The organism is Leptolyngbya sp. FACHB-8 (assembly GCF_014695575.1).
GTDB lineage: Bacteria > Cyanobacteriota > Cyanobacteriia > Elainellales > Elainellaceae > Vacuolonema.
On sequence record NZ_JACJOO010000075.1, the window covers coordinates 52144 to 70660 of the forward strand.

Genomic DNA, 18517 nt, shown 5'->3' on the forward strand with positions numbered 1-18517 from the left:
TATAGCGCACAAAAAATCGCTATTAATCGTCCTCTTCCAACACTTCATCCAGGTGGAGGGAGTCCAGTTCTTGCTTGCCACTGCGACGCGATTGACGGCGGTACTTCTTCTGGGAAAGTTTAGGTTCTGTTTCGATTTGACCCGATTGGCGAATCTTTTGCTTGGTGGTGGATTCTACATCAGGGGTACGGTCAAGTTGAGTCTGACGAGCGATCGCCTCTTCCAAAAACGTTAAATAATACTCATACCGCTCCCAATCGCCTCGCACAGCACAGCCGGGCTCATCCCGATGGAGGCAATCGTTAAACTGGCAGAATTCATGGCTCAAGCGCTCGCGGGCTTCGGGGAAGAAGTGAGCCAACTCGGTGGGAGCACAGTATAAATCAGGCTGATTAAACCCAGGGCTATCGGCCAGAAGACCGCCGTGGGCTAATTCAAATAATTCGACGTGGCGGGTGGTGTGACGACCGTGGCGCAGTTTTCCAGATACTTCTCCAACGCGCAGTTCCACATCAGGTAGCAGACGATTGAGCAGGCTGGACTTGCCAACTCCTGATGGCCCTGAAACCAGAGTAATATGGCCTTCCAGGCTCTCTTGCAAGTCATCCAGGCCCGTATTGGCTTGAACGCTCATAAAGATGGGGGAGTAGCCCCAGGTAGCCAGGCGATCGCGCCACTGCTCCCGTTCTTCTTCTGAAAGCAGATCTTGCTTATTCAGACACAGCCGAACCGCTACTTCTGTAGACTCCGCTTTGACCAGAAATCGGCTGAGCTGCATGGGTTCTAACGATGGCTCCGCCAGAGCAAACACTAATAGAATTTGATCGACGTTAGCAATGCGGGGCCGGTCCAGCTCCGTCTGCCGGGGATAGACAGCAGAAATGGCTCCTCGTCCTCCAGCCCAGTCAGGTTCTTCGATCTGGACGCGATCGCCGACCATCACCTGCTGACCAATCTTTTTGAGACGTGCTCGCCGCGTGCAGAGCAACATGGAAACCTCCGCCCCTTCAAGCGGAATGGTGTCTGACTCTAACTGTACCGAGTAGAAGTTGGCTTGAACTGCCAGCACTGTCCCGATTAACGGCACCGATTCCTGGGTCTGCTCAGACGCCTCGTCAGCATCGTCTTGCTGCAAATCTGCAGGTTCTGACGTGATACGTTCGGGTAATTCTGCCCTTTCCCGACCCAGCATGGCCTCATTCCGTTGCATTCGGACGACGCACCCGCAGCGAGAAGAAACCATCCCGCGCTTCAATTTGCTCAATGGGATAGCCTTCTAATCGCAAGCTATCGGGCACCTGTTCAATCGGCTCTCCCCCATCCAGCCACACCTCTAGCAAAGCTCCAGGAGCCAGTTTCTCCAGAGTTAGCTTGGTACGTACAAAGTTGATAGGGCAGGGTGTGCCCCGTAGATCCAGTTGAAAATCTGGGGTCTGGAGCACATCACTCATGACTGAAACAGCCCCCCCAGAAAGCCCGAACCTTTACCACTGGTGCGATCGCCCCGAATCTTTGCCAATTTCTCCAACAACTCACGCTCCTCAGAAGAGAGTTTCGTTGGAATATCAACCGAAACGGTCAACAAATGATCTCCACGCACATCCGGCGTCCCTAACCGAGGCACACCGTGCTTATCCAAGGTGAGCACAGTTCCTGGTTGGGTTCCGGGCGGAATGGTCACTTCGATTGGCCCATCTACTGTGCTGGCATCCAATTTTGCTCCCAGAATGGCCTGCAAATAACTCACCTTCAACTTGGAGTGGATGTTGATACCATCCCGTTGAAATTCTGGATCCTCATTCACGAAGAGGTAAACGTACAGATCGCCTGGAGGGCCATTACGCTGTCCGGAATCCCCTTCTGAGGAAACCCGCAGACGCGTACCATTGTCCACACCAGCAGGAATAGTAATCTTGAGCTTTTTCGCTTCCTGACGCAGCCCAGCGCCACCGCAAGAGTCACACTTGTCCTCAATGACTTGCCCATTGCCACCACAGGTAGGACAACCTGAAACCTGGGTAAAGCTGCCAAAAGGGGTTCGAGTCGCACGGCGCACCTGGCCCGCTCCGTTACAAGTGCCGCAGGTGGTTGGACGAGTGCCTGGCTTGGCCCCAGAACCAGTACACGTAGTACAGGTTTCCAAGTGGCTAATGCGAATTTCCTTTTCGCCTCCAAAGATAGCTTCCCGGAAGTCCAGCTTCAGATCTAAGCGCAAGTCATCCCCACGGGTTGGCCCAGAGCGACGACGGCCCTGTTGTCCCATCCCAGAGAACCCGCTGAAGAAGCTTTCAAAGATGTCGGCAAAGCCGCCCATATCTCCAAAATCTTGGTAGCCACCAGCTCCAGCTCCAGTCACTCCAGCTTCACCGAAGCGGTCGTAACGGGCTTTTACTTCCGGGTCTGATAGCACCTCGTAGGCCCGGTTAATCTCTTTGAAACGCTCCTCGGCTCCCTCCTCTTTATTGACGTCGGGGTGATACTTACGCGCGAGGCGGCGATAGGCTTGCTTGATATCTTCTTTATCGGCTTCGCGTGAAACACCGAGAATCTCGTAGTAGTCACGGGGCATAGAGCATTGCCTCGGAGGTGCGGGGAATAAAACAATAAGAACAAAATTTGTCGAATATGTGACGGGCTAAGCACAGTCACACATTCTTAATCCTAAATCACAGGGTATCGCATCGGGAATCCGCGAGAATTACGGTTTCCCCGAAATCAACCGCCCAGTGTCAACCTAATCCTTGCTTCAAAAGCCTTTGACACATCAATGTTTCGTACGCTAGACGCACGAAACATTGACCCCTCTTGGGACTCTCCAAACATCCTCATTTAGATGTCAATTAATCAACGGCTTCGTAGTCCGCCGTCACGGTCTCGTCAGTTTCAAAGTTGAAGCTCTCGTCGAAATCTTCCAGCGTCCGAGTTTCCTCATCCTCATACTGGCCGTTATTCCACATTGCGGTAGCTTCCGCATCAGGGACAGGATCGTATTCGTAATCGGTCGAGGTGTCTTGAGACACGGTGGCATTCTGATATAGAGATGCGCCAATGGCAAAGAGAGCGGCCTGCAACGCATCAATGCGCTGCTTCATGTCATCAACGGAAACTGTACGATCGGCGATCGCAGCCCGCAGTTCTGCCACTCGCTCCATCGCTTGTGCCTTGTACTCCTCGGGAATCAACTCACCATTTTCCCGCAGAGTCGTTTCGTAATTACCAAACAAGACATCAGCCTGGTTACGCAGCTCGATCAGGTGCTGACGACGACGATCCTCCTCAGCATAGAGCTCAGCTTCCTGACGCATCCGATCCACTTCAGCATCGCTCAAGCCACCCGTATTGGTAATCCGGATGCTTTGAGCACGCCCAGTGCCCTTATCTCGGGCGCCCACCTGGAGAATACCGTTAGCATCAATCTCAAAGCTCACCTCAATTTGAGGAACACCCCGAGGAGCTGGCGGAATACCCGTTAGCTGGAATTTCCCTAAGCTCTTGTTGTCCTTCGCCATGGCGCGCTCACCCTGTAGCACATGAATTTCTACAGAGGTCTGGCCATCGGTAGCCGTAGAGAAGGTTTGAGTTTTGCTAGTCGGAATCGTTGTATTCCGCTCAATGATTTTGGTAAACACTTCACCCAGGGTTTCAATTCCCAGGGAAAGCGGGGTCACATCGAGCAGGAGCAAATCTTTTACTTCACCGCCCAACACCCCAGCTTGAATGGCTGCACCTAATGCGACCGCTTCATCAGGGTTAACCGAGCGATCAGGAGCTTTGCCATCAAAGAACTTCTTAATCGCTTCCTGGACGGCAGGGATACGCGTTGAGCCACCAACCAGAAGAATCCGATCAATTTGGTCAACAGCAAGCCCCGAATCTTTCAGTGCCTGGCTTACAGGCTCAATCGTACCCTGCACCAAGTCATTGACTAATTCTTCAAATTTGGCACGGGTCAGCTCCATCTCCATGTGCTTTGGCCCGGTTTCATCAGCAGTGATGAAGGGCAGGTTGATGGAGGTTGTCAGCATGCTAGAAAGCTCAATCTTGGCTTTCTCTGCTGCTTCCCGCAGACGCTGGAGGGCCATGCGATCGCTCGCCAAATCAATCCCTTCTTGATCACGGAAGGTATTAATAAGCCACTGCACCAACGCGCTATCAAAGTCGTCACCGCCGAGATGGTTGTTTCCTGAGGTCGCCTTCACCTCAAACACGCCATCTCCGAGCTGTAAGACGGATACGTCAAACGTTCCACCTCCTAAGTCAAAGACCAGTACAGTTTGATCCTGATCTTGCTTGTCCAGCCCGTAAGATAAAGCAGCGGCTGTAGGCTCGTTAATAATACGGAGCACTTCGAGGCCCGCAATTGTACCAGCGTCCTTAGTTGCCTGTCGCTGAGCATCTGTGAAGTAAGCCGGAACCGTAATCACAGCTTGAGTCACGTCTTCTCCGAGATAGCTTTCGGCATCCTGCTTGAGTTTTTGCAGGATCATGGCTGAAACTTGCTGCGGAGTGTAACCTTGCCCCCGAACCTGAACATCTACCGTGTCATCCTTACCCCGTACACAAACGTAGGGAACACGGCTCCGTTCCTGATTGGTATCGTCCCAACGTCTCCCAATGAACCGCTTAATACTAAAAATGGTATTTTCAGCATTGGTAACGGCTTGCCGCTTTGCAAGCTGTCCAACGAGACGTTCACCGTTTTTGCCAAAGCCTACAATGCTGGGTGTGGTTCGTCCACCCTCGGTATTGGCGATGACAACTGGCTGCCCGCCTTCCAGCACAGCAACGCAACTGTTTGTTGTACCCAGGTCAATGCCAATGACTTTTCCCATATTCAGCCGCCGATAAGTTGTTCAGGGGGAAATGAGTACAGAGCCCCTCAGAACTGAACTCATTTCTTGCAAGTATTCCGCAAATGCTCGGAAAGCGATCAGTATTTGCTCGTTAAATTTAGCAACGTTGATGAAGTTTCTGATGGTTTTCCATGAATTAGGGGCATTTAACCAGAACTTACGCTTCCGAGGCTTCTGAAGTACTAGATTCTGGAGCGGTAGATCCACCATCTTCTGGCGCTGCTGCAACCTTCACCATGGCATGGCGCAGGACACGTTCTCCCAGAGTATACCCCCGTACCAGTTCTTCGATCACAGCGCCTTCGGGGTACTCAGCACTAGCTTCTCGAAGAACGGCTTCATGAAAATTAGGGTCAAACTCCTGACCTTCAGAACGCATTTGAGCTACCCCAATGCGCTTTAGACGGTCGACCAAATCTTTATAAACGCCCTGATAACTCTTATGAACTGAAAGCCCTTCTTCCGTCTGGGGCTTAATTTGCGATCGCGCCCGCTCAAAGTTATCCACCACAGGTAAAATCTCAATCACTGTCGAGCACTTCACCTGAAGTTCAAGGTCTTCCCGCTCTTTTTGGGTGCGTTTACGGAAGTTATCAAAATCTGCCGCAATCCGCATAAATTGAGTTGTACGGTCGTCCAGTTGAGCCCGCAATGAGGCAATTTCTTGCTGCAACTCTTCCGCACTGGCTCCACCCGTGGTTTCCCCAGTTGCATCAGAGCCTAAATTTTCACTGCCTTCAACTGGAACAGCATCTTCAACCGAAACAACATCTGCCCCACTTCCTTCCTGGGAAATGGTCTGTTGTTCCGAAGCCTGCATCTCTTCAATTCCATCGGACATCATGCCTTGCTCCATCTCCTCGACTGGCTTCTCTTGCAACAAACCTCAGACGCTACCCGAACATAAGTCTTGCGGTTAGCGACTCAACCTGGCCTGTGTTATATAAGATGCATCGCTGCTGACAGCGAACACTCGTACAAGCCTATCCTACTGAGGTATTTTACTGACAAGGTATTCACTGACAAGATTTTATTGACATCCAACAGTCGGCATAAACCCACAAACTGGCGTCGAATCTAACTATCTGTTGATTTTAACGATTTCAGGAGGGTTTTAAGCATAGATTTGCGATCGCCCAGCGATCTGGCAACCATATTTATGAAGCTAAGGTTGCCTTTTAAGCTCAAATTCTTCCGGCCTCCAGGACTGGGCTATCCGATTCCGCAACGGTTAACCCTAGACTTGGGGCGATCTAGTATCTTTACGGAAAGTTTACCTATCATCAACTATTATTTCCATCAAATCCATCTTCCCCGGGATCGGTTCTACGAAATTTTGCCTTCCTGTTATCAAACCTTTATGTTTGCGGGAATACTCAATCTACGACTGAAACAGAAACACTGGATTAACCATGGCTAACTCTTCCTCGCAGCGCCGCGCGCTGGTTGTTCAGCATAACTTCTCCCCCTTCAGCAACAAGCTCATCCAGTCGGGTTATGTCAATAATGAGCAGATGCAGCAGGCGCTGGTTGAGAGCCGCAAAACGGGTAGACCCCTAACCGACGTTCTTCAAATGATTACGGGCCAGCAGCTCCCCCCTGATCTGCTGCGTCAGTATAAGAAGCAACAGTTATTTGAGCTAAAGATTCTCTACGGGGTTGAATCGCTTGACCCCGAGATCAGTCAGATTTCCACGGCCCAGGTAGGTCAACTGATTGACACCCTGATCCCCGTCGACCTGTGTCGGCGGTATCGCCTCGTTCCTGTGTCGAAGACAGAGGGAGAACCCCCCTCCGCCCTGATTGCAATGGTCGATCCCGATGACCTGGCAGCTCAGGATGATCTCAACCGCATTCTGCGGCCTCAGGGGCTGGCCTTACAGCGCATGGTTATTACAGCCGAAGACTACCAGCGCATCATCTCTGAGTATTTAGATGAGCAGGTCGAGCGGCAAAAGCAACTTGAACAACAATCCAAAGTTGATGTGAAGGCCGACCTGGAAGGGTTGGATTACCTCGACCTGGAAGAGCCGGACGATGATATTGAGTCCAACCTGGACGTCGCTCTGGAGGATGCAGAGGCAGCTCCAGTCATCGCTCTGGTTAACAAGATTTTGGTAAAAGCCCTACAAGAAGGGGTATCTGACATCCACATTGAGCCCCAGGAAGAACACCTGCGGATTCGCTTCCGCAAAGACGGGGTACTGCGGGAAGCCTTTGATCCCCTGCCCAAAAAGATTATTCCGGCGGTAACCGCTCGCTTCAAGATTATCTCCAACCTGGATATTGCCGAACGTCGGATGCCTCAGGATGGCCGGATTCGTCGAATTTTTGACGGTCGCAAGGTCGACTTCCGGGTCAACACCCTGCCCAGCCGTTACGGAGAAAAGGTTGTGTTGCGGATCCTCGACAACTCAGCCACTCAGCTTGGCCTAGACAAGCTCATCACTGATCCTGACACCCTAACCATTGTGCAGGAAATGGTCGCCCGTCCCTTCGGTCTGATTCTGGTAACAGGGCCAACGGGTTCGGGTAAAACGACTACCCTGTACTCGGCTCTGGCAGAGCGTAATAGCCCAGGCGTAAACATCAGTACTGCTGAAGACCCGATTGAATATTCCTTGCCTGGGATCACCCAGGTACAGGTGATTCGGGAAAAAGGAATGGACTTTGCCTCAATTCTGCGAGCCTTCCTACGACAAGATCCAGACGTCATTCTGGTGGGTGAGACTCGGGACAAGGAAACCGCCAAGACTGCTATCGAAGCGGCGCTAACGGGGCACCTTGTATTAACAACACTGCACACCAATGACGCGGCCAGTGCGATCGCCCGCTTAGAAGAAATGGGCGTAGAAACCTTCATGGTATCCAGCTCTCTGATTGGTGTGTTGGCTCAGCGTCTAATGCGTCGGGTTTGCGCCGAGTGTCGCATTCCCTACAACCCCACCCCAGAAGAACTGGCTCGTTTTGGCTTGTCGGCATCCCGTGATGGCGAGATTACCTTCTACCGAGCTAATTCTCTATCAGTGGAGGAGATTCAGGCAGCGAAAAGCAACAACACATTGTGCTCAGCCTGCCGAGGAATTGGCTATAAGGGCCGTTGTGGCGTTTACGAAGTCATGCGGGTGACGGAACAACTGCAAACCTTGATTACAGAAGGCGCTCCAACAGAGCGGATTAAGGAAGTAGCCGTTGATGAGGGCATGAAGACCCTGTTAGCCTACAGCCTGGACCTTGTACGCCAGGGTGCAACCACCCTAGAAGAGGTCGAACGAGTTACCTTTACCGACACCGGCTTGGAGTCGGAGCTAAAGGCGAAACGGAAAACATCACTCACCTGTCGAAATTGTGCGGCGGAACTGAGACCCGAGTGGTTAGATTGTCCCTTCTGCACAACACCACGCTTCCAGGATTAATCCTCCTTGAACTTTGCGTGGCTTTGCAATCGGCTATAGAATCTTTGGTTTCGTTGCTCTTTACTAACCCATGTATTTGCTGAAGGAGACTATCCCATGCCCATGGATTTGATGATTGAAGACCTGATGGAGCAATTGATCGAAATGGGAGGGTCTGACCTGCACCTATCGGCTGGAGTACCCCCTTATTTCCGAATTAACGGTCACTTGACCCCCATTGGAGATGAACCGCTGACCCCAGAAGAATGTCAGCGTCTAATCTTCAGCATGCTCAACAACACCCAACGGAAAACTTTGGAACAGACTTGGGAGTTGGACTGCTCTTACGGCGTGAAAGGGTTGGCGCGCTTCCGGGTCAACGTCTATAAGGATCGGGGCACCTATGCAGCTTGTCTCCGGGCATTGAGTTCCAAAATTCCCAACTTTGACAAACTGGGTTTGCCCGACATTGTGCGAGAAATGGCCGAAAAGCCCAGAGGTCTGATTCTGGTGACAGGACCAACGGGTTCCGGTAAGACGACCACTCTGGCGGCCATGATCGACCTGATCAACCGCACCCGGGCTGAACACATTCTGACCATTGAAGACCCAATCGAATTCGTTTACGAACCGATTAAAAGTCTGATTCACCAGCGTCAGTTGCACGAAGATACCAAGAGCTTCGCCAACGCTTTAAGAGCCGCGCTGCGGGAAGACCCAGACATTGTACTGGTGGGTGAGATGCGGGACTTAGAAACCATTTCTCTGGCAATTTCTGCCGCAGAAACCGGTCACCTGGTTATGGGCACCCTGCACACCAGTTCTGCCGCCCAGACGGTAGACCGGATCATTGACGTGTTCCCTGCCGAGAAACAGCAGCAGGTTCGTGTACAGCTCTCCAACTCGCTGATTGCGGTATTCAGTCAAACCCTGGTATCCAAGAAGAACCCTAAGCCTGGCGAGTTTGGGCGGATCATGGCTCAAGAAATCATGGTCGTAACCCCTGCTATTTCCAACCTGATTCGGGAAGGAAAAACATCTCAGGTTTATTCTGCGATTCAAACCGGCGGTAAGTTGGGCATGATTACCCTGGAGAAGGCTCTAGCCGACATGTATAAGGCAGGCCAGATCTCCTTTGAAGCGGCAATGTCAAAGACCTCTCGCCCTGATGAATTGCAGCGGCTGATGGCTGGAGCTGGTGGCCCAGGGGCCCGTCCAGCCGTTCAATCCCGTTAATCTTAAAGAGTTGCTTTTCGTGTGCTTGGCGCACGAAAAGCAACCGATTCCGTTGGGGACATCTCCAACCATCAGGAAAGGGCTCTATCTCTTCGTGAACGTAAAACAGTTAGCGGTTCAACTTTAATTTTTTGTTTTTTAAAGAGCCCAAAGCCCAGGATTTATTTTCTACCTTAAACCCTGTGGCTATTATGGAGGCATCCAATATCCTGTCCTGCTGTCGCTTCATTAATTCACCCACTCGATAGCCTCACATTTCCACTCTTCGTTTTACTTCTGCTTGTGATAGAGCTATGCCTACTTATGTTGTCCGTGCCAGAGATGCTAAAGGTAACCCCGTCCGACGTAAAGTAACGGCGGAAACTCCGACGGATGTTCGGACTACCTTGCGATCGCAAGGTCTGTTCGTGCAGGAAATTAACCAGGATCGAAGCTTGATGGAAACCATCAATAACTTCGATATGAAGGAAGTTAGTACGGCCTTCGCGTCCGTGAGCGTGAAGGACAAAGCGATTTTCTCGCGGCAATTTGCCTCCCTGGTAAATGCAGGCGTTGCCATGGTAAGAGGTTTGGGAGTACTAGCCGATCAATGCCCCAACCCTAAGCTGAAGAAAGCACTTCAAGAAATTAGCTCAGATGTGCAGCAGGGGACTGACCTATCGGATGCCATGCGCAAGCACCCCCAGTGCTTCGATGGTCTCTATGTCAGCATGATCCAGGCTGGAGAAGTGGGCGGGGTACTCGATGAAGTATTAAACCGTCTCTCTAAGCTTCTGGAAGATATCGCCCGATTGCAGAACCAAATTAAGTCTGCGATGGCATACCCCATCACCGTAGGCGTGATTGCGGTCTCCGTTTTCATCGGGATGTGCGTTTTTCTGCTGCCCACCTTCGCTAATGTGTTTGAGGAATTGGGTGCAGAGCTGCCTATGTTTACCCAAATCATGCTAAACATCAGCGCAATTTTGCGAACTCCCATCTATTCCATCACGCTAATTGCGGTTGTAGCCCTTCTGGTCTTTGCTTACCGCCAATACTACAAAACTCGGGTCGGCCGGGAAACCATGGATCGGTTCTTCCTCAAGATGCCGTTGTTTGGTGACCTGATTCAAAAAACAGCAACGGCTCGCTTCTGCCGTACTTTTGGTGCTTTATCGCGCTCTGGGGTACCCATCCTGACATCGCTGGAAATTGTGCGAGATACCTCGGGAAACCAGGTGGTTGCCAATGCGATTGATTCTGCCCGCAGAGAAGTGCAAACCGGTGGCATGATTACCATGGCTCTTCAGCGAGAGCAGGTATTTCCTATCATGGCGATCCAGATGATCAGCATTGGGGAGGAAACCGGGGAACTGGACTCCATGTTGTTCAAAGTGGCCGACTTCTATGAGGATGAGGTAGAACAGTCGGTAAAAGCCCTAACCTCCGTTATGGAGCCCATCATGATTGTGTTCCTGGGGGGCATGGTTGGTTCGATTCTGGTTGCGATGTATCTACCGATGTTTAAGGTCATGGACGCAATCGGTTAAAATCTTAGCCCATTAAATCTCCTCAACATGAGGGATGAACAGCGGCGGAATCGGGTTTTAGGATCTGTTCCAAGCTCATAACCGGCACTTTTAGGGAGCCCTACAACATGACGGTTAAACAATCCCAATATGAAGAGTTGCTGGCGGAGTACTGCGACCATCAGGGGGCGATCGCGCTCCTCAAGCAGTACCGCTCCTACCTGGAAATGGTGCCGAGTATGCGCCGCCCCAGCGACAGTGTCATTACCATCCCCCTGCCAGTGGTTCGAGTTCGCCACACGAATCTAGCGGGGGATGGGGGAGTGGCCACCGTCAAAACATCCGAGACGGTGCTGCTGCCCTGTGATGTGGGCATCCTCATGTGTGACCCGGAGTGGAAGATTAAAACGGGCTCTGAGATTTTCGTATTCATTCACCGCCCCCAAGAGGACTTCTCAGATTTACTGAGTCGCTGGCGCCACACGCAAATGCTCTTGAATCGTGACTATGAGTGGGTGATGCCTCACCGCTACAAGCACATTCTGAATGAGGCGGCAGAAGATACCTACCCATTGTTCGTGATTTTTCCCGACACCCCAGAACGTATTCGGCGGGGGTTGCGGGGAGCAGGGTTACCCTTTGTGATCCAGCAGGTTGATGTGGCTGATGCCGAAGAACCTGAACTGATTGAAGAGGCAGACGATCTTTCCTACCTACCATTATCCGATGACACGTGGGGTGAGATAGGGGAAGGGTTCTAGCTGAAGCTGATAAAGAAGAAGCGGGGTGCTAAGCACCCCGCTTCTTCTTTATCAGGCTATTGTTAATCCCAATCATCAAGATGTTCGTCAGCCTGGGCAACCCCTTCCGAGTTTCCTTGCGCTTCGTATAAGGAGCGGGCCTGCTCCATGGCGGCGATCGCCTCCTGCCGACGCTCACGCCCATCGAGTGCCAAGGCAAGGTTGTAGTGCGCGTCTGCGTTATTGGGCGATATTTCGGTCCAGCGGCGGAAGGTCAGGATTGCTTGCAGATAGTCTTCCCGTTCAAGCTGGATATTGCCAAGGGCAGCCTGAGCCTCTGTGAGATCGGGCTGCACCAAAACTGCACGGTTGTAGTAGGACTCCGCTTGCTCCAGATTGTTCTGAGCCCGGTAGACGTCACCGACTTGCAGAAGAATGCGACCATTACGCGGCTCCAGCTCAGAAGCTCGCTTCAGAGCATCTAGACCCTCCCGCGTATTCCCTGCGTTTAGAAGGGCTACCCCTAGATTGACAAAAACGCTGTCATTACGAGGATTTTGATTCGCGGCCTGACGTAAGACCGTAACTGCCTCGTCATAACGCTCCTGCTGAATCAAAACAGCCCCAATGGCATCTTGAATTACAGCATTGTTGGGTTGTAGACTTCCAGCGCTCTGATAAGCCTCTAGAGCTTCCTCATATTTACCCTGGCGAGCCAGTACAACACCTAAACCAACCTGAGCATCAGCATTATTGGGGCGTAGCTGGGTAGCGCGGCGGTAAGCATCCGCAGCAGCGTCATAATTCTCCAGGTTGGCCTGGGCAAACCCGAGGGCCAAATAGAAATCAGAGTTATCATTCTCTAGAGCGATCGCCTGTTCATAGGCGGGTATCGCTTCCTCAAAGTCGTTCAGGCTGACATAGGCAAAGCCAATGGCTGAAAAAATACGAGCGTTGTCAGGCTCCAGTGTTGCCGCCTGTTGGTAAATCCGTACCGCCTCGGCATAATTGCGCCGTTGCATTAGGTCACGACCCTGACGTAACAATTCGTTGACCTGGCGGCCCGTCTGCTGGTTCCCTGAACCCTGCTGCTGAGCCAGCATCAACACATCGCCAGATGGGTCGGTGCTCGAAACAGCCTCATGGGCCGCAGCCAGGACAGGAGGCTGCAGGAGAAGCCATCCGCCCAGAGCTACTCCCATAGTAAGAAGCGTTTGCCGATTCACTGAACTACTCTCCAATCAGACACAACATCAAACCAGTGAACGTGAAATTATCCGATTCATTCTCTTCGGATGCAACCCGATCCGGTTCAATTAGAAAAAACTGTCTCGTATAGAGATCCAGCCTATGATCTTAACCACAACTGACGTACTTCAGGGATCCGTAATCGATGCTTATCTCGGTATCGTGACCGCTGAAGTAGTTTACGGAAGTAATGCTCTTCGCGATTTTTTTGCCGGCATTCGCGACATTATTGGAGGCCGAACCGCTAGCTATGAGCGGGTTTTCGAAAAGGGTCAACAGGATGCTCTGGTTGAGCTAGAACGCCGAGCCGCTCAACTAGGAGCAAATGCTGTCATTGGAATTCGTGTTTCTACAGGCACAATTAAACTGGACGAAACAGGGGTATTGCTATTAATTACGGCCACAGGAACTGCTGTACGGACTCAAGGCTAATCTGGCCACTGATAGGCCTTTTGTAGAAGGGAGTAGTGCCCTACAGCCGCCCTCTTCTATTAAGAGATAACCCTTCCGCTCTAGTAAGGTACGAGAGGATGTAGAACTTCGTCCTATCCTCTTGCACCTCACTAGTACGCTGAGGCGGAAATCCATCACCTATGTTTTTGTGTAGGGTGCGAAGCACCCTACACAAAAACATAGGTTGCGAACTTAGGCCGCAGCCTACTAGAGCGGAGAATGCTGTATTTCAGAGCAGATTGTCCCTGGAAACAATTGTTTTTGGGAAGGGGTGAAGCCGCTCTCTCAAAAACAATTACAGGTTATTTTATGGGTGACCCATAAGATAGACGACGCGGGGTAATGATGTTGGATACGCTATAAAGTAATCTTATAGCTTCTTTAGTTAGGCATATGGATTGTGTTAATGCATAAGGAATCTTATGCTATCGCAAACCCCTATCCAAACCCCAAAAGTCCCCCTCACGTCACAACAAAGATTATGGAACTCACCAATAGCTCCTATCCCGTTCGGGCATTCATTCGCCACAAGGCTGAAATGAAAATTCGGCAAGCTGAAGCGGCTGAAACGTTCTGCCCCCATGTCGACCGCATGCTTCTGAAAGATTTGGCAACGACGCTCTTCCGTTCACAACTTGGCACAGCGATTTACACAGCTTATCCCACCCGGGTAGAAGCCGAGGCCATCGAGGAACGTTTTGCCGAGGAGTTGGCCCAGACGTATCAACACATCAAGCAGCAGCAAACTAATCCAGATATTCAGAAACTTAATCAGCTTCTCGAATAAGTAACCGTTCACAGAATCAGTACTTGCTGTGACTTACGCATTCGTATTGTGAAGCAGGTTACACCTGGCCCGGAATACGAATGCGCAAGGCTTGTTGCAAAGGATTATAGTCTGAGTCTTGGTCAGGCCGTAACATGAGGTGGCGCAGCGCTTTGCACTGTGCCACCTCATGTTACGGTTATTCAAACCAATGTCCTATAACCTGTAGACCAAGAGCCTGGCCATGCTAGTGCTAACCCAACGGCATCCCGCCAACCGAACGACGCAAACCGCCCTGGTTCTAGCCCTGACTGCAGAGGAGCGAACGCGATCGCGCCATCACTTCACCACAGAAGATGGGCACTCGTTTTATGTGCAGCTTCCCCGGGGCACCGTCCTACAGGACGGCGACCTATTACAGGCTGAGTCTGGAGAATGGGTGCGCGTCAGTGCTCGACCTGAGCCTGTTATGACGGTGACAACAGAACATCCACTGGATTTGTTACGAGCCGCTTATCACCTGGGTAACCGCCATGTCTCCCTGGAAGTGACCCCACATTATTTACGACTCTCCCCAGATTCAGTGCTGAAATCTATGCTGCAACAGATGGGATTAAGCGTGGTTGAGGAAACTCAGCCGTTCCATCCGGAAACAGGAGCTTACGGTCACAGCCATCGTCATGCCCATGCCCACTAATTCGCTTGCCACTAACTCGCTCGCATTGTCGCGTTTGCTGCAGTTGGCCAGTCCTGCCTTACCTGTGGGAGCTTACACCTATTCTGAAGGGTTAGAAACCCTGGTTCAGGATGGGGTGCTCTGCCAAGTAGAAGCTTTGGAAAACTGGATCATTGCAGAATTGCAGCAGGGAGCTATACGGCTGGAAGCAGCCATCGTAGCTCAGGTTATGCGAGCCCTTCAGAATGAAGATATGACTGCTATAGAGCAGTGGAACAATTGGCTGTCAGCTCTGAGAGAAACAAGTGAACTACGGGAGCAGAGCTGGCAGATGGGGCGATCGCTCCAACGTCTTCTTCAAGAACTGGAACCCAGCCTTGCACCAACCCTAAAGGCCATAGGTGAGCCTTGCAACTTTGCGATCGCGTATGGAGTTGCAGCCCAACACTGGCACATTGATTGTCATGCCGCAGTCGTAAGTTACCTGCAAAGTTGGGCTACTAATCTCATTACCGGTGGCGTAAAGCTCATTCCGTTAGGACAAACGAAAGGGCAGCTTTTGCTGGCACGCCTCGCGGCTGTGCTTGAAGTCGTGGCGACTGAGGTGCAGGAACTTGCCCCGGAAGAATTTTATGCTTGTGGATGGGGTGTGGCGATCGCCAGCATGAATCACGAAACCCTTTACACCCGCCTCTATCGAAGTTAGAGCATTGGTTTGGTGGGCTAGCCATACAAAAAACTTACTATGGCATCATCCAAAACACGGGGTTATTGGCCATTTCTGTAATGTCATCCTGGGATATTGATCGATTCTTCGGCTGTTCTGTGGCGGAATGTTGAGTATTAGGAGACGGCTGGGGCTTCTGATTAGAGGCGCGAGAATTCACAGAGGGCTCAGTCGTCGCAGCAAAGGGAAGTTGAAAAAATCCGAACGCTTCCATAGTGGGTAGAGACTCCTTAGGATGCAGCAACCTGGTGGTTGAATGGTTACGCAAATACTCCTCGACGGCTCCACAGCAAAATCCGTACAATTTCGGACACTTTATAAATCGGTGGTTTTTGGCCAGATAGTTTAACGGAAATTCAAGGTTTTGAGGGGGGGCGATCGCAACCACTTCTCAAATTGGCTGCGGTAGAATGCAGGGTCATTGCCGACATCGTTATCAGCCTCTCAAAGAAATCTATGCAACCATTTCGTGTTGGAGTCGCGGGGCCAGTGGGGTCAGGGAAAACCGCTCTGGTGGAGCGGTTATGTAAAACGTTGCGCGATCGCCTCAACCTGGCAGTCGTCACCAACGACATTTACACCCAGGAGGACGCTCAGTTTCTGGTGCGTAATCAGGCATTGGAAAGCGATCGCATCATTGGGGTCGAGACAGGAGGGTGCCCTCATACTGCTATCCGCGAAGATGCGTCGATTAACCTGGTAGCCCTCGAACAATTAGAGCAGCGGTTTCAAAATCTCGATCTGGTCTTTGTGGAAAGCGGGGGTGACAACCTGGCTTCGACCTTTAGCCCCGAACTGGTCGATCTCACCCTCTACGTCATCGACGTAGCGGCTGGCGACAAAATTCCCCGTAAAGGTGGCCCAGGAATTACCCGCTCTGACCTGCTCATTATCAACAAAATTGATCTGGCTCCGATGGTAGGAGCTGATTTGGGGGTCATGCAGCGGGATGCAGAGAAAATGCGTGGCGACAAGCCCTTCGTCTTCACCAACCTAAAAACGGAGGAAGGCTTACCCAGCATCGTGGAGTTTATCCAGTTACACATGGGTCAATTGGTGCGGTGACATCCATTTTGCGTGTGTCAAGCACATTCAAAATGAATGCCAGTAACGTGAAGTGGGGGATGGTTATCCATCCCCCACTTCAAATCTTTTGGTCATTCCATCAGCCCCAAAATTACGATGGCCGGATGCGTGCCCACAATTACTGTTCACGAGCAATCTGACGCTTCAAGGGGCTTGTACCATCAGCAATCAGTAATTGGCTGGAGAGTCCATGCAAATGCTCAGCAGCGAACCGGAAATAAGCAGCAGCCCGCTGATCAGCTCCTAACTCCAGAAAATAAACGCCATGTTCCAGAGCGGCTTGGGCTAGAGCAAATTCACGGACGGTCACAGATGAAGACATGGTTTTCTCCCTAAACAGTTGGTTTTCGTTGCAATGGGGTCGGCGTGGGTTTTAGGCCAGTGATGCAAGTAGGAGGTGCGATCGCCACAGCCCCGCCCGACAAATCAACGGGCAATAGTAATGAAGCAATTGCTTCTGGCGGTAGCTCGGTTTACGGTGAGCCGCGTCGTAGCGGGCGATCGCCCAGGCGATCGCATTAGCTGCATCGACGGGAATTCCGGCTTCAATTAGTCGACGCCAATAAGTTGGAGTAATTTCACGGAGCGGCTTACGGGGGGCTTTCTGCTGTGTCACGATACACCTCTCAGGACGTTTTGGAACTCTCGTTTCGTTATGTTTACTATCCCGTGAAACTTCGCCTGATCAGGTGATTGAACCCCCCTAAAGATGGTGATTTTACAGGGATTATCCCGTGACGCAGAAGCGTCCTCGCTGGTGACAGAACAAAGCATTTCCTGTGATGTGCGTCACAACCCACGAAATTCGAGCACAATTCTTACTTAGGGAGAATGCCCAGTGTGTTGAGCAAGGTGTAGAGTACCTCTCACAGCGTGTTTATTAGTACTTCGAACAACTCGTTAAGTTCCAGACCTGTTGATATGGGGGTCTGAACGTCCTTGTATCGAGAGGTAGTACTACCTTGCGGCAGAAACCTTTATGGTTCTATGCCAAAATTTGCAACGAATTTGGATGAACTGAAAAACACACGCTAAAATAGAACACATGAACTAGTTCTAGGACGCGTCGTTATGAGTATCTTCCAACGACTTCAAGACGCTCTGGGTATTGGCGAGTACGAAGACACTTATGACGAGGAGTACCGCTACGAAGGGGAGTCCTACCCAGAGGTCTACCCCCCGCAAGCCCCGGCTGGAGCTTCCCGTCGTCGCCACCCAACCACACCTAATAGCAACGTCGTGGGTATGCCCGGTCTCCCTTCAGGTAATCCAGAGGTCCTCTTGATGGAACCCCGTTCCTTCGAAGAAATTCCTCAAGCGGTACGCGCCTTAAAAGAGCGAAAATCTGTTGTGCTCAATCTGGGGTTAATGGAACCTGAGCAGGCTCAACGGGCAGCAGACTATGTTGCCGGTGGAGCTTTTGCCGTTGATGGCCATCAGGAACGTCTAGGAGAACATATTTTCCTGTTCACCCCGAACAACGTGCAAATCAGCAGCTATTCAGTTCCCCCACCACCACCCCCGCCTTCGGCTACGCCGGTTCTGGCCCAGCCAACACCACCGGGTGTTTCCCCCTGGGCAAGCACAAATTTTCCAATTCAGCCGCAAGGTTTTTAACTCATTTTTTTAACCTGAGTTCGGGTTAAGTGTGTTTTCGAGTGCCGCGCGTTGCGCGGCACTCGAAAACACTCAATTTGGCGTGCGCTTTGCGCACGCCAAATTGAGCACTTCAGCTTATCCCGAACTGAGATTTTTTTAGGATATAACGCCCTTGCGGGGACGTTACATGCAACGTCCCTGCAAGGGCTTCACTATATTTGATTCACCAA

General features: G+C 51.4%; 19 protein-coding genes. 11 read left to right on the forward strand and 8 right to left on the reverse strand.

Going from position 1 to position 18517, the window contains the following annotated elements; genetic code table 11:
• Positions 1-22 precede the first annotated feature (22 nt).
• The 5 genes from rsgA to grpE form a co-directional block, all read right to left on the reverse strand.
• Positions 23-1210, reverse strand: coding sequence for a small ribosomal subunit biogenesis GTPase RsgA (rsgA, locus tag H6F91_RS20880; RefSeq protein WP_242035902.1), 1188 nt, complete (start codon positions 1208-1210; stop codon positions 23-25).
• Positions 1197-1451 (reverse strand): sulfurtransferase TusA family protein, encoded by a 255-nt coding sequence (locus tag H6F91_RS20885; protein WP_190770316.1) that lies wholly within the window; start codon positions 1449-1451, stop codon positions 1197-1199. The genes rsgA and H6F91_RS20885 overlap by 14 nt, the downstream gene beginning before the upstream one ends.
• Complete coding sequence (gene dnaJ, locus H6F91_RS20890; protein WP_190770315.1) at positions 1448-2569, reverse strand: molecular chaperone DnaJ; 1122 nt, start codon at positions 2567-2569, stop codon at positions 1448-1450. Before dnaJ ends, H6F91_RS20885 begins: the two co-directional genes overlap by 4 nt.
• A 271-nt stretch (positions 2570-2840) precedes the next feature.
• A complete protein-coding gene (dnaK, locus tag H6F91_RS20895) occupies positions 2841-4832 on the reverse strand; it encodes a molecular chaperone DnaK (RefSeq protein ID WP_190770314.1) in 1992 nt (663 codons plus the stop codon).
• 178 nt (positions 4833-5010) lie between these two features.
• Positions 5011-5697, reverse strand: a complete 687-nt coding sequence (gene grpE / locus H6F91_RS20900; RefSeq protein ID WP_242035903.1) for a nucleotide exchange factor GrpE — start codon at positions 5695-5697, stop codon at positions 5011-5013.
• Between the two features lie 315 nt (positions 5698-6012).
• On the opposite strand from grpE, the gene H6F91_RS20905 reads away from it, so the two are divergent.
• From H6F91_RS20905 to H6F91_RS20925, 5 genes are all read left to right on the forward strand, one after another.
• The gene (locus H6F91_RS20905; protein ID WP_190770313.1) at positions 6013-6273 is read left to right on the forward strand and encodes a hypothetical protein; all 261 of its coding nucleotides are present in this window, start codon (positions 6013-6015) and stop codon (positions 6271-6273) included.
• The gene (locus H6F91_RS20910; RefSeq protein WP_190770312.1) at positions 6266-8269 is read left to right on the forward strand and encodes a GspE/PulE family protein; all 2004 of its coding nucleotides are present in this window, start codon (positions 6266-6268) and stop codon (positions 8267-8269) included. Before H6F91_RS20905 ends, H6F91_RS20910 begins: the two co-directional genes overlap by 8 nt.
• Before the next feature lie 102 nt (positions 8270-8371).
• The gene (locus tag H6F91_RS20915) at positions 8372-9484 is read left to right on the forward strand and encodes a type IV pilus twitching motility protein PilT (protein ID WP_190770319.1); all 1113 of its coding nucleotides are present in this window, start codon (positions 8372-8374) and stop codon (positions 9482-9484) included.
• Positions 9485-9777: 293 nt separating this feature from the next.
• On the forward strand, positions 9778-11013 hold the full coding sequence (locus tag H6F91_RS20920; RefSeq protein ID WP_190770311.1) for a type II secretion system F family protein: 1236 nt from the start codon (positions 9778-9780) through the stop codon (positions 11011-11013).
• Between the two features lie 107 nt (positions 11014-11120).
• Positions 11121-11753, forward strand: coding sequence for a hypothetical protein (locus H6F91_RS20925; protein WP_190770310.1), 633 nt, complete (start codon positions 11121-11123; stop codon positions 11751-11753).
• Positions 11754-11815: 62 nt separating this feature from the next.
• On the opposite strand, the gene H6F91_RS20930 is transcribed toward H6F91_RS20925, so the two are convergent.
• Positions 11816-12958, reverse strand: a complete 1143-nt coding sequence (locus H6F91_RS20930) for a tetratricopeptide repeat protein (RefSeq protein WP_190789458.1) — start codon at positions 12956-12958, stop codon at positions 11816-11818.
• A gap of 124 nt (positions 12959-13082) precedes the next feature.
• On the opposite strand from H6F91_RS20930, the gene H6F91_RS20935 reads away from it, so the two are divergent.
• The 5 genes from H6F91_RS20935 to ureG all read left to right on the forward strand — a co-directional run bounded on the left by H6F91_RS20935 (position 13083) and on the right by ureG (position 16667).
• On the forward strand, positions 13083-13412 hold the full coding sequence (locus H6F91_RS20935; RefSeq protein WP_190789459.1) for a YbjQ family protein: 330 nt from the start codon (positions 13083-13085) through the stop codon (positions 13410-13412).
• A gap of 502 nt (positions 13413-13914) precedes the next feature.
• Positions 13915-14220, forward strand: a complete 306-nt coding sequence (locus H6F91_RS20940) for a hypothetical protein (RefSeq protein ID WP_190771344.1) — start codon at positions 13915-13917, stop codon at positions 14218-14220.
• Between the two features lie 223 nt (positions 14221-14443).
• On the forward strand, positions 14444-14896 hold the full coding sequence (ureE, locus tag H6F91_RS20945; RefSeq protein WP_190771343.1) for an urease accessory protein UreE: 453 nt from the start codon (positions 14444-14446) through the stop codon (positions 14894-14896).
• Positions 14886-15581 (forward strand): urease accessory protein UreF, encoded by a 696-nt coding sequence (locus H6F91_RS20950; RefSeq protein WP_190771342.1) that lies wholly within the window; start codon positions 14886-14888, stop codon positions 15579-15581. The genes ureE and H6F91_RS20950 overlap by 11 nt, the downstream gene beginning before the upstream one ends.
• Before the next feature lie 477 nt (positions 15582-16058).
• Positions 16059-16667 carry an urease accessory protein UreG gene (gene ureG / locus H6F91_RS20960; RefSeq protein WP_190771341.1) on the forward strand — a complete coding sequence of 203 codons (609 nt, stop codon included), beginning with the start codon at positions 16059-16061 and terminating at the stop codon, positions 16665-16667.
• A gap of 139 nt (positions 16668-16806) precedes the next feature.
• On the opposite strand, the gene H6F91_RS20965 is transcribed toward ureG, so the two are convergent.
• Both H6F91_RS20965 and H6F91_RS20970 read right to left on the reverse strand, forming a co-directional pair.
• Complete coding sequence (locus tag H6F91_RS20965; protein ID WP_190771340.1) at positions 16807-17010, reverse strand: hypothetical protein; 204 nt, start codon at positions 17008-17010, stop codon at positions 16807-16809.
• A 51-nt stretch (positions 17011-17061) separates the two neighbouring features.
• Positions 17062-17304, reverse strand: coding sequence for a hypothetical protein (locus H6F91_RS20970; RefSeq protein WP_190771339.1), 243 nt, complete (start codon positions 17302-17304; stop codon positions 17062-17064).
• Between the two features lie 455 nt (positions 17305-17759).
• Here H6F91_RS20970 and H6F91_RS20975 point away from each other — a divergent pair, with 455 nt between their 5' ends.
• Positions 17760-18305 carry a cell division protein SepF gene (locus H6F91_RS20975; RefSeq protein WP_190771338.1) on the forward strand — a complete coding sequence of 182 codons (546 nt, stop codon included), beginning with the start codon at positions 17760-17762 and terminating at the stop codon, positions 18303-18305.
• The last annotated feature ends 212 nt before the right edge of the window (positions 18306-18517 follow it).